The sequence below is a fragment of the Rhodococcus sp. PML026 genome (genome assembly GCF_000963615.1).
In the GTDB taxonomy this organism is placed as follows: domain Bacteria; phylum Actinomycetota; class Actinomycetes; order Mycobacteriales; family Mycobacteriaceae; genus Rhodococcoides; species Rhodococcoides fascians.
Genome location: NZ_KQ031370.1, coordinates 563,844 through 577,286, shown reverse-complemented (window position 1 = coordinate 577,286; position 13,443 = coordinate 563,844). Strand labels below are relative to the sequence as shown.

The window sequence follows — 13,443 nt, the reverse complement described above, 5'->3', positions numbered from 1 at the left end:
CAGGACAGGTAGATATCCCCATGACCGAGCAGCCCGCATGACCGAGCAGCCCGGCGGGGCGAGTATCGGCGCACCGGACGTCGGCCTCTATCTGGACGACGACCAGGCCGTTGCGGCCGTGTCGCACCCCATCGCGCCCGGCCCCTCCCTGCATCTGGCGTCCCTGCACTCGACCGTGCTCAACACTCACCCCGACGGCACCGTCTCACTCGGTGACGCCACCGCCAATGACTCCGAGGCGTACACGCACTTCCTCGACGCGCTCGGTGGCGGTGTCACCGGGAGCCGGGGCACCGTCTTCCCCGCCGAACAGCTGACGTCGATGGCGCTGCTCTGCCTGCTCACCGAGGTGGCGTCGTCGATCGATCTGCGCCCCGGCGATCTCGCTGCGGCCGCCACCTACCCGGCCCGCTGGACCGCCGAGCAGGTGGCGGCCTGCGTGCGGCCATGAACGGGCACGGGTTGGCGCACGTTGCGCTCGTATCGGAAGAGGAGGCGCTGGCCGCCTGGAACTCGTCGATGCGAGCAACCATGGAGAAGAAGGACACTGCCGTCGCCGCGGCGCGTGGTGCAGCGCTTCTGGCTGCCCGGTACCCGGTCGACGCCGTCACCGAACGCCTCGCCGTCGTCGGCGCACCGACCCGCGCCGACCGTCGTCCCCTGTTCACCGCCCCACTGTTCGCCGCCGCGGCGTTCGCAGCGGCGCTGACGGTCGGTGCCGGTGTGATCGCATTGCAGCTCGGCACATCCTCCGAGACTCCGGTGCCCACCATCGAGAACGCTCAGGTGGCGCCCCCGACGACGACGTCGGGAGTCCGGCCGGGTGGGCCGATCGACTTCCCCACCGCCGTCGTCGAACCGGCAGCCGAACTCGTCCCCGCCGTCTCGCCCGCACCGATCATCACGCCGGAGACCACGACCACGGCTACGGATCCGACCCGAGAGCGACGCTCCGAACGCGACGCGGCCGAGGTCGACACGCGACCCGCCGTCGACCTTCCGGAGGCCACCGAGACCGAGGACCCCACCACGACACCGCCGACCGACGACGAACCGGTCGGACCCGAGCTGCCCGACGACGACACCGCCGAGGACCCGCCGAAGCCCACCCCCGACGAGAACGCCGACGACAACACCCAGGCTGGACGTCTCGCTCCGCCCCAGGACCGAGCTCCGGCCGGAGCCACGACGGGCGGCACTCCATGAGCGGTGCCGGGCATCTCGGAATCACGATCGGCAACACCAGGTCCGTTGCGGTGTATCGCGACTCGACCGCGTTCGAACCCACCGTCGTCGTACTGCCGACGACACTGAGGTTCGACGACGACGGCCGCGCCCATCTCGGAGAGTCCGTCGACACCGCGCCGTTCACTCGCTTCGTCGATCTGGTCGGCAAGCAAGAAGATCTCGAACCCGATGCCGACGCGTATCGCGCCGAGGATCTGATGGCCAACGCCGCCAACTGCCTCGTGAGCATGTTCTCCGAGACGTCCGAATCAGCGTCCACGCCCGTCACGACGATGACGTACCCGACGCGATGGCCACGCGAGAACATCGCTCTGCTGCGCGACGCCCTCGATCACACCGGTCTCACCGACGTCGCACTGGTTCCCGAGGCCAAGGCCGCGAGCGCGTTCGCTCAGCCGAGCCCGGGGGCTGCCGTCACGGTCATCGACATCGGGGCCACCGGCACCGACATCTCGACGTATCCGGGCGGCGGCACCGAGCGCACCACCGCGGTCAGCGGTGACGTGTTCACCGATGCCCTGTTCGATCACGTGGTGACCGATCGCGAACACCTCGACCTGTCCGACGCCGCAGTTCTGGCTTCTCTCACCGGTGTCGTCGCGTCCTGCGAGCAGGCGAAACACACGTTGAGCAACGCGGACGTGGCCACGATCGCGGTGGAGCTGCCCGGCGTCTCGGATACGACGACGGTCACCCGCGCCGAGTTCGCAGACCTGATCGCGCCGACGTTGGGCTTGCTCGACGTGCCGTCGACCGGCACGGTCGTGCTCACCGGCGGCAGTGCTGCCCTACCTTCGGTGGTCGCCGACATCGGCGAGCGCACCGCAGGCGCGCTGCTCGTCGAGCCGCTCGCTGCGGCTCGCGGCGCACTGAACATCGCCGAGATCGAGGACGTCGACGGCAACTCGTTGGTGACCGGCGCAGCGCCGGTGGTCACTCGCAACGACGGCACGGACTCGCTCGATACCGACGCGATCCCGGTGGTCGCTCCGCCGCCGCCCCTCGCGTTCTCCGAGGCGATACCGGCGGTGGCACCGGTGTTCGGCCCGTCCCAGCTGCGCTCGGAGCCCATCGTTCCGGCCGGAGATCCCGACGGTTCCGACACGGCGACCCAGCAGTACGCCGCAACCGCGTTCGCCGGTGCGGCGACCGAGAACAAGAAGGAACGCAGCGAGCGCTCGCGTACCGTCACCACGATCATCGCCGGTGCCGGTGCGGGCGTGGTCATCGTTCTCGTCATCGCAGCCCTGAGTGGGGTGTTCAGCAGCGGACCCGCCACGACACCGCCCACCGTCACCGACGCGGGATCACCGGTCACCACCTCCGCGCGGGTGCCCTCGACCGCACCGACCACGACGACCGTGCCCGCGGCTGCTCCCGAGGTGGTGCAAGAGCCGACGGCCGAGGAGTACACCCCGCCCCAACCGGCTCCCCTGCCTGCGCCGCCGCCTGCTCCGGAACCGACACCGGCACCGCCTCCGGTGGTCACGACACCGCCCGTCGCGGTGACCACCCCTCCGGAAACCACGACGCCGGCGGAAACGACGACTTCCGCCACGACAACGACCACGACGACCACCACAACGACCGCTGAAGTTCCCTGACCAGGGCGAACAATGGTTCGGTGGCGCATGCCCTAGGGTGGGGCGCTGATGCCAAGCACCCGATGAAGGGATTTCATGCGTAACACCGGGGCTCTGCGTACTGCAGTGCTGTGCTCGACGGCTTTCGTACTTCTTGCTTCGTTCTCCGGAACAGCGGCGGCCGAACCTGTGGTTCAGTCGCCCGCCGATCAGCTTCCGCGAGAGCTCGTCGAAGCCGTGCAGCGAGATCTGAAGATCTCCCCGCAGGAGTACCTCGATCGTGCCGCACGTGCGCAGGAGCTGTCGGCCTACGCGTCGGATTTCCGGGCGAGCCGACCCGCCGATTTCGCCGGTGCCTGGATCGGGCCCGACGGTAATGCCGTCGTCGCCGTCACCTCTCCCGCAGCCGCGCAGGCCGTCGCCAAGGACGGCTACGCCACCGCGCAGTCGCCGGTGTCCGCGGACGGGCTGGAGAAGTCGCTCGCAGATCTGAACACGTGGATCGCCGGCCTCCCTCGTGAGATCTCGGAGCAGATCAACGGCACAGCCATCGACTTCATCGACAACCAGATCGTGCTGAATGTGGCGAACAGTCCGATCGGCAAGGCCCTGAACCTGCCGACCCTGCTGGCCAACATCAAGGTGATGCTCTCCCCCGGTGGCAACAAGCCCGCCGACCCGGCACCGATGGGCGGCGACACGTACGTCACCACCGCCGGGCCGATCGCCGACGCACCGCCGACCGAGATCAGCATCTGCTCGTTCGGCTTCAATGCCGTCGACGCCGACGGCAGCGCCGTCAATCTGACTGCGGGACACTGCAATCCGAACAAGGCCACGGGCGCCGGCGGAGCACCGGTGTACCTGCCCGATCCGGCCGACATTGCGCGCAGCTCCCAGATCGGCTCGTTCGACCGCTCGAGCCTGGGAGCGCCGGACGGCCTCGACTGGTCGGTCATCGGCCTCGACGCCGCCGGACAGAAGGCCGGGCTGGACCGCCCCACCGTTCGCGGGGCCAACGGCAGCACCGTCACCGTCACCGGAACGGCATCCCCCGTCATCGGCGCACCCGTCTGCAAATCCGGGCAGTCGTCGTCGTTCACGTGTGGAGTGGTGGCTGCCGACCGCGTCGAGACGCAACTCTTCATGGAAGACGGCACGTCGCGCACCGTGCGCGGCTTCGCCAGCACCGCATGCACATTGGCCGGAGACAGCGGCGGGGCCATCGTCACCGGCACGCTGGCACTCGGCATCACCAGCGGATCCAACAGCGGCGGAGCACCCGACTGCACCGAGGCGAACCTCGCGCTGGCGCAGTTCGGCGGCACCGCCAGCCTGGGCATTCCCATCGATCAGGTCACGAGCGCGACCGGAGCTACAGTCCGAACCGGGTAAACCGTTACGCCCGAGGCCTCCGACCCCCTATAGTTCGTGTGCGAAGTGAACGGCATCACATCGTTCGATGCCCGGGGGGAAGGTCGTTATGCGTCGCCGTGCGTGTGCACTATCGGTCACTGCTGTCTCGTTGCTCTTCATGACGGTGGTATCCACACCCACTGCCGTTGCGGCACCGCCCGAACCGGCGTCACTGGCCGACGCTGTGGCACGCGATCTCGGGCTCAGCCCTCAGCAGTTTCTCGACCGCGCCGACACAGCGCGCCGCTTGGCCGAGTTCACAGCTGCCGTCGGCCCGGCGGTCCGTGGCCATCTCGACGCGGCCGGGCTGCCGGTCGTCGCGGTCGCCGACGGACCGTCCCACGCGGATGTGATCGACGCGGCGACGGCCGCCGGATTCGTGATCGACCCGGCTGCATTCGACATCCCGGCCCCCGTCCTCGATGCCTTCGGTCCGCTCCTCGACCGGGTGCCGTTCGATCCCTCGCTCACCGCAGGGCCCATTCGTGCCAGTTCGTATCTCGGCGGCGACAGCTTTCTCGCCGGCACCCCGGCCGGGGCCGGTCTGCGTTGCTCACTGGGCTTCAATGCAGTCGATCCGACGCGTGGTGCCGTCAACATCACTGCAGGACACTGTGATCCGGGCGAGTCGAGCACCGGTTCCGCCGTCACGACGGGCGCATACCCCATGTACGGCAGCCTCGTCGGCTCCAAGTTCGGCTCGTTCTATCGAACCAGCCGGGCGCACAACGACTATGCGCTCATCGACATCGACGACGGCAACACCGGGGAATTCGAGAGCAACGCGATGCGAGTTCCCGGGTCCGGCCCATTGTTGATCACCGGCACGGTGGATCCGGTCGTCGGCGCGCCGGTCTGCAAATCCGGAGCCACCACCGGATTCAGTTGCGGCACAATCCTGTCGACGGGCCAGCACGTCACCATGGGCGGCAACGTCCTGGACCGCAGCTTCTCCACGTCGATCTGCGCGCTGCGCGGCGACAGCGGTGGCCCCATCGTCAGTGGCACGCTCGCCGTGGGCATCGCGAACGCGTCGAACGTGGGCGATCAACCCTCGTGCGAGATCGCGACCGTCGTCAGCATGCTGCAGGGTCAGCGCCCGGAACTGTTCGCGACGCCGATCAACGACATTCTCGCCGAGAACCCGGGCCTGACGGTTCGTACGTCGTAGGTCGGCTCCGGGTCAGTTCTGTTGTTCCAGCAGAACCGATCCCGACGCCGTGTCCTCCACGGCGGACGGTGTCCCGTCCGATTCGTACACCGACACCCAGTCCACATCCACGTTCGCGACGTCGGGTGTTCCCGCCAGGCCGCATTCTCCGACACCCCAGGATTCGAGCTTGGTGCACGCGCCCGCCTGGGCCTGGATGCCCAACCACATCGGCTTGTCCGGGATGGATGCTCCCAGTGGTGTTCGCGCCCAGACTTTTCCGTTGACCAGATACCTGATCTGCTCGGGGTCCCATTCCACTCCGACGGTCTGCCAGTCGTTGGTGTCCAACTGCAGATTCGCCTGTGAGAAGTGACGGTCTCCTTCTGCGCCGCTCCAGTGCAGGAACGACGACATCGTCTGCCTGGTCCCGTCGGCGCTCTCGGCGATGTCGATCTCCGGCGGCCACACCTCGTCGGCGGGCCACAGCAGAATGTGGTAGCTGATCTCGTCGGATCGGTCCGCACGCAGCCGTACGTCCCACTTGCCATACCTCTGTGACACAGGCGAATTCGAGACGCCGCCGGTCACCCAGCGGCCGTCCTTCTGCTCGGCGCGCAGCCGCAGTGCGCCACCGGTGACCGAGGCCTGTTCGTACTCCCACCAACTGGCCGGGTCGCCTCCGGGTTGGCCGTAGTACGCACCCCAGTCGTCTCCGAGATCGCACCGGTCGAAATCGTCGACGAAGGTCTGCCGCCACCCCGGCAGGTCCTCCCGGGGCACGGCTTCACCCGACATGACGTCGTCGGCCATGGGGTCGCACCGTTCGTTGCTGACCAACTCGGGTTGGGGTCCGGTCGACTGCGCACAGGACACCGTCGTCGCCACGACCAGTAGGGCCACCGACAGGCCGCGTCCGATTCTCACTCCCAGATCGCGATCTGTTGGAACCGCACGATTACGACCACTGCGGCCAGGAGCAACAGCACGATCAGTGTCGCGGAGAGCACCACTGCGCGGTTGATGCGTCCGTTGCCGCCGCGCCCGATCGCTCCGTCGGAGGGCACCTCGCGTTCGCGCAGTACCGACGAGACGATCAGTGCCGCGAACAGGGCACCGAATGCGAGGAAGCCGAGCCACAGATCTGTCATTTGAGCACCACCGGTGGGGTGGACGCATTCTGCAGAATGGTCAGGTCGGCGGTTTCGACAACCACGCGATACTCGTCGGATCCGACCAGCATGCCCAGCTGTTGGTCGACGACCGATTGCGAATATCCGTACTGAAGGTAGATCTGCGCCGACGATTGTCGAGTGGTGAACACGAAGTCGGGGTTCTCCTTTCGGACGCACCCGCTGAGATCGTCGAGGCACTCGAACGATTCCATGGTCGCCACTCTGACGTCGTCGAAATAGCGTGCGGACACCAGCCCGGCCGCCGTTCCGATGACCATGATTTCCGAGCCCTGCGGAACCGACCGCATCAATGCGTCTCCGTATCGGATCTGATCCTCGTCGGTGTGCTCGAACGAGGTGTTCAACCCGCGAGTTGCCGTCAGTATCAAGGCAATTCCGAGGATTGCCGCGGTCGCGGCGATGGTGCGCGACCAGTGCCGCGGCTGGGCCGATCGACCCGTGAACCGTCGAATGATCGCGAAGGTGCGCACCAACGCGTCCGCGGCGTAGGGCGCGATGAACGGCGACGCCAGCACGAAGCACCGGATCACCACCTCACCGCCGTAGCTCTGCACCAGCACCAGACCGAAGGGCACCATGCAGAGCAAGCCGCCGATGAGCCACGTCTTGCGTCGGCGGTAGGTCAGCCAACCGGCGAACGCGAACATCAACAGCGCGCCCGACGCCGCCAACCGCAGATACTGCATCTTCTGGTAGAGCGGATCGGCACCGATCCGGTCGCTGACGCCGCCCTGTACCGCGCCCGACACCTGTCCCACATCGCCGAGCACGTACGCGAGGTGGCCCTTCCAGTAGTCGACGGCTCCGTAACTGAACCAGGCCACGAACAGCGCGACCGCGAACAGCCACAGCAGTCGGTACCGCGTGGTTCCGGTGAGCGAGAACAGGAACAGCGCCGCGATCAACACGATGGGCGTCAGCTGGTGAGTGATGACGATCGCCGCGATCATGACGATCATCAGCGCCTCGATCGCGAGGGTGCGGCCGGCACCGACACCGGGGACCGTGCCCAGAGTTCGCCGCGACACCGTGACGATCCACCGACGCCACGACCGCGGGGCCGACGGCAGGGGCGCACTGCGCAACTGCCACAGCAGCAAGGCGCAGATGGTCAGGTACAGCATGGTCGCCGTCGGCTGCGGCGCGAAGTAGTCCTGCTGGTACCAGTTGAACGACAGGTAGAGGATCACCGCGATCCACGCCACGCGCCTGCGCCCGGTCAGCGACAACGCGATCGAGTACAGCGGCAACATGGTCACGCCGCCATAGAAGAGCGGAGCCCACAGCAGCATCGGCGACAGGTCCGACAGTGCGCCGGCACCCGACATATGAGCTCCGGCAGAGAAGAACCCGGCCCAACTGAATCGCGCGTCCGACGGCGGTGGCAGACCCTGCAATGACGCGATGATGTCGATCAGCCCGCGATGGGTGTACGCCGTCGGGATCGACGTGACGCCGTCGGCCAACGACACGTACATCGTGGTGAACATGATCAGAGCGAGACCGGCCGCGCCGAGTACCACCGGGTCGAGTCGGGCCCGCGACAGCGCCACGGCGATCACGGCCGCCACGATCGCCAGCGCGACGAGGTAGCTGAAGCCGATATGGGTGATGACGCCCAACGCCCCGGACGCCTGCGGCCTGAGCACCTTCGTGGCGTGAGCGAACAGCACGACGGCGACGGCCACCGCGCCGAGAAGTGCGTACCGGGTCACCACCGCAGTCCGGTCCGGGCGCGGTCGGGGCACCGCAGGCACCAACGTTCGCGACGCCCACAGAATGAGCGCGGCGGACACCGCACAGATGTAGAGCTGCACCGTCACCGGACGCAGATTCCCGGTGACGACCTCGGCCTGCGCGATGATCAGCATCGTCGCGAACGAGATCGAGACCGTCACCGAACCGACCAGTGCCGGCTGTCGGAGGCGTAGCAGCACCGCGATGGGTGCCCCGGGCAACAGGGTCACGGCGGCGACGACCACGGCGACCCGCAGCCCGTTGGGTACCGCACCCGCGTGATCGGATCCGGCGAGGATGGCCAGCAGCGTCGACGCGATGGCGACCGCTGCGGCAGCGAACAGAAGCGCCTGCGCCCCGCGATAGCTCGAGTCGGGGCGCGTCGGATCGGCTCGACCTACCGTGTCATCGGGTGCGTCGGCGGTGTCGGTTACCGTCATGAATTGATCCCGGAGCCGCGGACCATGATGGCCTTGACGTACAGGAACGGCCCGCACAGGTAGCCGTAGAGCTCGGTGAGCTTGAGGTCGCGAGGCATCGGCGGAGCCCCGTCCGCGAAGCGGTTCTCCTCGGGTGCGAGAAGCATGCGGAATGCTGTCGGGAGCCGGCCGAGCAGTGCGCGGGCCGGAGCTCCGCCGTCGAGGAAGAGTTTGGTGACGATGGCGGCCATTCCGCTTCCGTACCCGAACATCTGCTCGCGCAACGCTTCGTGATCGGCTCGATGATGATGGCCGACGACGGCCGTCGGGTCGTAGACGATCGTTCCCCCGCGCAGCACTGCACGTCGGAACAGCTCGAGGTCCTCACCGCCTTTGGTGGGCGTGCCCGGGCCGATCCTCTCGTCGAATCCTGCGAGCGAGTCGAAGGCAGTCTTTCGGAACGACATGTTGTTGCCGCTGCCCATCTCCCCGGCCGTGTAGGGGAACAGCGCTGCGGTGCCGCGTGCACCCAGTTCTTCGTCGATCGATCCGGTCGGCGCGAGGGTCCAGACCGTGCGCGTCGATCCCTTCTCGAACAACCCGGATTCCTCGAACCACTGCTGCTGATCGGTCTCGACCTCGAGTCCGACGACCCGTCCGGTCACCCCGGCCACGACACCGTCTCGGTCTGCCGAGTACACCTGCGCCACGGAAGCGAGCCACTGCGAATCCGGTTCGGCGTCGTCGTCGGTGAAGGCGATCACGCGGCCCGACGCGTGCCGCGCACCTGTGTTTCTGGCTCGCGAGACCCCGCGGCGCGGCTCACGGACGACGATGCAGCGGGGATCGTCGATCGACCTCAACGCGTCGTCCACCCGTCCCGACGTGGGTGCGTTGTCCACCACCACGATCTCCACGGACGGGTAGGACTGGGCGAGCACGGCCTCGACCGTGCCATGCAGCGACGGCCTGCCCACGGTTCCCACGACGACGGTGATGAGGTCGCCGTCGACGAATTTCTCTGCTGCGCGCAGGGGTTCCGGCGACCGTCTGGGTGCGAGGACCCAGCCGGCCCCGGCCAGGGTCGCGGTCGCAGTCGCGGCAAGAACGGCAACGCCGACCCGCTGCGGGGTGCGGCGGCGCGGGACGCCGGGGGCCATGTGGTCGAGCATCAAGAACTCCGATTCGGTACGAGCGTGTGCGTGCGGATGCCCCGACATCCGCACGGCTGGGTTGCGTCGTCGGCTCCGCTGCAGAGCCGATGCGTCACGTCATGTGATGCGCTTCTTCCCGATTGCTGAACTGTAGATGTCGGCGAAACGCTTCGCGCGATGTCGGGAATCGAACTGTCCGACGGCTTGCCCTCGCGCGGCTTCGGCGAGGGTGGCGGCCAGGCCGCGATCGGTCAGCATCCTGCACAATTGCGTGGCCAGCGAGTCGACGTCGCCGGTTCGGGCAACGAGGCCGGTGCGCTCGTGCGAGACGAAATCGACCAGGCCCCCGGTGTCGCTCACCACGACCGGCACCGCACAGGCCTGTGCCTCGAGGGCAATGAGCCCGAAGGGCTCGTCCTGTGACGGGCAGGCCAACACATCCACGGCACGCAATGTCGACGCCACCGCGTCTGTGCGGCCCAGAAAACGATGCGCGCCGGGCAGCAACCGTTCCGCGGCCTGCTGCAACTCGACGAGATAGCCACCGTCGTCCTCACTGGGCGCGCCGACGATCGCCAGATGCGCGTCGACTCCGGACCGACGCACCCGTGCCACGGCGTCGATCAGCACGTCGAGCTTCTTCTCGCGATCGATCCGGCCGACGGCTGCGATCAGTGGAGCATCGGGGTCGGCGGTCATGTCGGCCCGCAGAGCCGGGTCACCGGCACCCGGTGCGAAGGCCGTGGTGTCGATTCCCTGGTGCACCACGCTCACCCGTCCACGAGTGAGCGACGGGAGTTGCTGTGCTGCGGCAGTGCTGACGGCCACCGTGTGGGTTGCCGTCGCCGCGATCGCGGCGAGCAGTGCGCGCCCAGGTCCGACGGGGACGATGTCGTGAAATTCGACGACGACCGGGGTGCGTGCGAGTCGGGACGCGAGCACCGCGTCGGGGTGCAGCAGCAGATGGTTGGAATGCACGACGTCGAAGTCGCGGGCAGCTCGCCGAAGTATCGACACCGTGCGTGCGCTCTTCGGCACCTGCGCCGCGAGCCCTCCGAGGGGATGCAAAGACTTCTCGCCCTGACGATGGATTCCGATGCGTTGCGGCAGGTCGAGTGGCAGGAACGACAGGCCGGCTGCTCGCCACCACTGTTCGGTGTCGCTGCCACCGGGCGCACCCAGAGTGACGGTCACGCCCAGAGGCTGTAATGCCAGCGCCACGTTTCGCAGACTGTGATCGGTTCCGCCCACCGATGTCGACAGCGAGACCGCGAGTACTTGCACTTCGCTGACTCCGTCCACGACTCCGGTTTCCTGTCCAATAGTTTGTTTGACTCCATTACATCGTACTCAGAGTTGGCTGGAATACCCATTTGAGTTCATACTGCTTCTGAGGCTTTCATAAACAAGAAGTAAAGCCGTCTATCGGAAGGGACCTACGCGATGAACGTGGTCTTTCCCTCGCACGTCACGGTTCACGAGACCGATGTCGCGCTTGCGGGCAACTGGACCGTGGTGGCTTTCGGTCCTGTCGATCATGGTGGCGTCGACGGGATCCGCCGGGCGCTACGCACGACGATGAGCATCGGCCCGGCCGCGCGAGTGGGCCTACGTCCAGATTCCGGCACCCGTCGCTGGCGATACGATCCCGACGCCCCGCTGAACGCCGTCCGGGAAGACTCCGCGATCACCGAGGACGACTACGACACCGCGATGTCGCAGCTACTGGCCACGCACGACCCCGCCGAGCCATTGTCCATCACGGTGCGCGGCGACCACGTGGTGTTCTACATGGATCACGGGCTCGGCGACGGTCAGATGATCATCAACCTCTCCCACACACTCGCTGATGCCGACGCTCGCAACGGCATCGTGCCCCGCTGGGCGACATCAGCGCAGACGCGTCACCCGCTCGCCGTAGCCGCGATGCGCTGTTTCGGAACCGATCCCAGGCGGCTTTCCCGGCTGCTGCGCTCACGCATTCACCCGAGTATCGGAGTGTGCGGACGTAAGCATGCAGGTGGCGGGTCGGCCGGTCACGGGTCCACACAGACGGCATCTACACAGGCGGCACCGACCGCCGCAGGCTCACCCGTCGAGGTGGTGGCCGCGGCCGCCACGATCGAGTGCACCCGAGAACTGGCGAGGTGGCGAGACGACTACCGACCCGGACAGTCGATCTCGATCCTGTTCTTCGCCGCCCTCGATGCCGCACTGCGCGCCGAAGGACTGGCCGTCGACGATGTCGCCAAAGTGCTGTTCGACGTTCGCCGGTACCTACCACCCGAGCTGACCACCCTTGCGAACCTGTCGGCCGGTATCGACGTCTACCTCCCCGACACGACCGACACAGTTCTCCTGTCCCGCCAGTGGCGCCGAATCATCGACTGCGGGCACCCGATCGCAAACCTGATGCTGGTCGCACTTCGCTCGAAACTGGCCAGGTTGCGCTCCGCCCGCGCGACCGACACCCCGCCGCCCACCGCACCCGACACCATCCGTCTGGCCTTGTCCGACATGGGCCGGCATGCCCGATTGAACGACATCGCCTTCGTCGGCGAGACACAGGGCTCGTACCGAGTCATGGTGGCACCCGCGAGCCACGGACACATCACCCTGACGACCGCACGGCTACGCGACTCCATTCGCGTCGCCGCATCGTTCCACTCGCACGTCGTCGATGCCGACACCATCCGACGGGCACTGCGCGCCGCCTGCTCGACGCCCATCGCATTCCTCGAAGCCGACGCATCGACCGCAGCCGTCGCCACCAATCCTGCTGCCTGACAACACAAAAGAACCCACGACCTCGACGAGATCGTGGGTTCTTTGGAAGAATGCGCTGTGACTACTTGGCCCAGGCCGAAGTTCCGGGGGCCGCATTCAGAGTGTTGAGAAGGTCGATGCCGGCAACGACCAGGGTCGGGCCACCCGCGATGACGGTACCGACGATCCCGCCGACGGTCGCGCCCAGCGGAACCGAAGCGAAGCCAACCGGTCCACCCAGGAAGCCGAGTCCACCGGCGAGGGCACCGATAGCGGTTCCTGTGAATCCGCCGATCGCGGTGGCAATTCCGAGCTGCGACGAGAAGTTCTGCTGCGCCTTGAGGTTTTCCTCGGGCGAGGCGACAGTCGTCGCGCCGATGCTGCGCGAGTTGGCCGAGGCCTTCGTCAAGTCGAGCTGCGGCACCAGACGCAGGGTCTTGCCGTTGTCGTCGACGTTCTGCTCGTACGGGAAGTTCAGTCCGCCGAGGTTGAACGACAGCGGGAGGGTGACGAGTGTGTTGTCGGCGGCGTCGAGGACGTCGACGGTCTTGCCGTCGTCGGCAACCTTGAAGACGCCCGCATCGATGGTGGTGACGATGGTGCGGTCTTCGAGCTCGACGGAGTAGTTCGTGTCGGGGGTCGTGGCGCTGGTGTCGGGCTGCGCGTAGGCGGTTCCGCTGGCCAGACCCGTAGCAACTGCTACGAGAGCCGAGGTGACGACCAGTTTGCTGAGTTTCATGTGGTGTTGTGTTCCGTTTCTGTGCATGTGCTGCA

At 67.1% G+C, this 13,443-nt stretch carries 12 protein-coding genes; 6 read left to right on the top strand and 6 right to left on the bottom strand.

Annotated features, from left to right (window positions below; genetic code table 11):
• The first annotated feature begins 37 nt into the window (after positions 1-37).
• The 5 genes from VF34_RS07230 (at position 38) to VF34_RS07210 (ending at position 5,418) form a co-directional block, all read left to right on the top strand.
• Positions 38-451: a hypothetical protein gene (locus tag VF34_RS07230; protein ID WP_045841156.1), complete on the top strand. Its 414-nt coding sequence runs from the start codon at positions 38-40 to the stop codon at positions 449-451.
• Positions 448-1,206, top strand: coding sequence for a hypothetical protein (locus VF34_RS07225; RefSeq protein ID WP_045841155.1), 759 nt, complete (start codon positions 448-450; stop codon positions 1,204-1,206). Before VF34_RS07230 ends, VF34_RS07225 begins: the two co-directional genes overlap by 4 nt.
• Positions 1,203-2,852, top strand: coding sequence for an Hsp70 family protein (locus tag VF34_RS07220; protein WP_032366884.1), 1,650 nt, complete (start codon positions 1,203-1,205; stop codon positions 2,850-2,852). The genes VF34_RS07225 and VF34_RS07220 overlap by 4 nt, the downstream gene beginning before the upstream one ends.
• 75 nt (positions 2,853-2,927) lie before the next feature.
• Positions 2,928-4,226 (top strand): S1 family peptidase, encoded by a 1,299-nt coding sequence (locus tag VF34_RS07215; protein WP_032371871.1) that lies wholly within the window; start codon positions 2,928-2,930, stop codon positions 4,224-4,226.
• A gap of 139 nt (positions 4,227-4,365) precedes the next feature.
• On the top strand, positions 4,366-5,418 hold the full coding sequence (locus VF34_RS07210) for a S1 family peptidase (RefSeq protein ID WP_045841238.1): 1,053 nt from the start codon (positions 4,366-4,368) through the stop codon (positions 5,416-5,418).
• Between the two features lie 12 nt (positions 5,419-5,430).
• On the opposite strand, the gene VF34_RS07205 is transcribed toward VF34_RS07210, so the two are convergent.
• The 5 genes from VF34_RS07205 to VF34_RS07185 form a co-directional block, all read right to left on the bottom strand.
• Entirely contained in the window at positions 5,431-6,324 is an 894-nt protein-coding gene (locus tag VF34_RS07205; protein WP_052063124.1) for a glycoside hydrolase family 16 protein, read from the bottom strand.
• On the bottom strand, positions 6,321-6,548 hold the full coding sequence (locus tag VF34_RS25250) for a hypothetical protein (protein WP_032371870.1): 228 nt from the start codon (positions 6,546-6,548) through the stop codon (positions 6,321-6,323). Before VF34_RS25250 ends, VF34_RS07205 begins: the two co-directional genes overlap by 4 nt.
• The gene (locus tag VF34_RS07195; RefSeq protein ID WP_045841154.1) at positions 6,545-8,770 is read right to left on the bottom strand and encodes a hypothetical protein; all 2,226 of its coding nucleotides are present in this window, start codon (positions 8,768-8,770) and stop codon (positions 6,545-6,547) included. The genes VF34_RS25250 and VF34_RS07195 overlap by 4 nt, the downstream gene beginning before the upstream one ends.
• Entirely contained in the window at positions 8,767-9,921 is a 1,155-nt protein-coding gene (locus VF34_RS07190; RefSeq protein WP_196249593.1) for a glycosyltransferase family 2 protein, read from the bottom strand. Before VF34_RS07190 ends, VF34_RS07195 begins: the two co-directional genes overlap by 4 nt.
• A 99-nt stretch (positions 9,922-10,020) precedes the next feature.
• Positions 10,021-11,205 carry a glycosyltransferase family 4 protein gene (locus VF34_RS07185; RefSeq protein ID WP_052063122.1) on the bottom strand — a complete coding sequence of 395 codons (1,185 nt, stop codon included), beginning with the start codon at positions 11,203-11,205 and terminating at the stop codon, positions 10,021-10,023.
• Between the two features lie 141 nt (positions 11,206-11,346).
• On the opposite strand from VF34_RS07185, the gene VF34_RS07180 reads away from it, so the two are divergent.
• Positions 11,347-12,690 (top strand): hypothetical protein, encoded by a 1,344-nt coding sequence (locus VF34_RS07180; RefSeq protein ID WP_032375004.1) that lies wholly within the window; start codon positions 11,347-11,349, stop codon positions 12,688-12,690.
• A 61-nt stretch (positions 12,691-12,751) separates the two neighbouring features.
• Here VF34_RS07180 and VF34_RS07175 read toward each other — a convergent pair whose 3' ends face one another.
• Positions 12,752-13,408 (bottom strand): DUF8020 domain-containing protein, encoded by a 657-nt coding sequence (locus VF34_RS07175; RefSeq protein WP_032375162.1) that lies wholly within the window; start codon positions 13,406-13,408, stop codon positions 12,752-12,754.
• Between the last annotated feature and the right edge of the window lie 35 nt (positions 13,409-13,443).

Bases quoted from the DNA above. Each gene is read 5' to 3' on its own strand.
- VF34_RS07195 (WP_045841154.1), bottom strand. From the start codon at position 8,770: ATGACGGTAACCGACACCGCCGACGCACCCGATGACACGGTAGGTCGA.
- VF34_RS07210 (WP_045841238.1), top strand. From the start codon at position 4,366: ATGACGGTGGTATCCACACCCACTGCCGTTGCGGCACCGCCCGAACCG.
- VF34_RS07225 (WP_045841155.1), top strand. From the start codon at position 448: ATGAACGGGCACGGGTTGGCGCACGTTGCGCTCGTATCGGAAGAGGAG.
- VF34_RS07175 (WP_032375162.1), bottom strand. From the start codon at position 13,408: ATGAAACTCAGCAAACTGGTCGTCACCTCGGCTCTCGTAGCAGTTGCT.
- VF34_RS07190 (WP_196249593.1), bottom strand. From the start codon at position 9,921: ATGCTCGACCACATGGCCCCCGGCGTCCCGCGCCGCCGCACCCCGCAG.
- VF34_RS25250 (WP_032371870.1), bottom strand. From the start codon at position 6,548: ATGACAGATCTGTGGCTCGGCTTCCTCGCATTCGGTGCCCTGTTCGCG.
- VF34_RS07215 (WP_032371871.1), top strand. From the start codon at position 2,928: ATGCGTAACACCGGGGCTCTGCGTACTGCAGTGCTGTGCTCGACGGCT.
- VF34_RS07180 (WP_032375004.1), top strand. From the start codon at position 11,347: ATGAACGTGGTCTTTCCCTCGCACGTCACGGTTCACGAGACCGATGTC.
- VF34_RS07220 (WP_032366884.1), top strand. From the start codon at position 1,203: ATGAGCGGTGCCGGGCATCTCGGAATCACGATCGGCAACACCAGGTCC.
- VF34_RS07230 (WP_045841156.1), top strand. From the start codon at position 38: ATGACCGAGCAGCCCGGCGGGGCGAGTATCGGCGCACCGGACGTCGGC.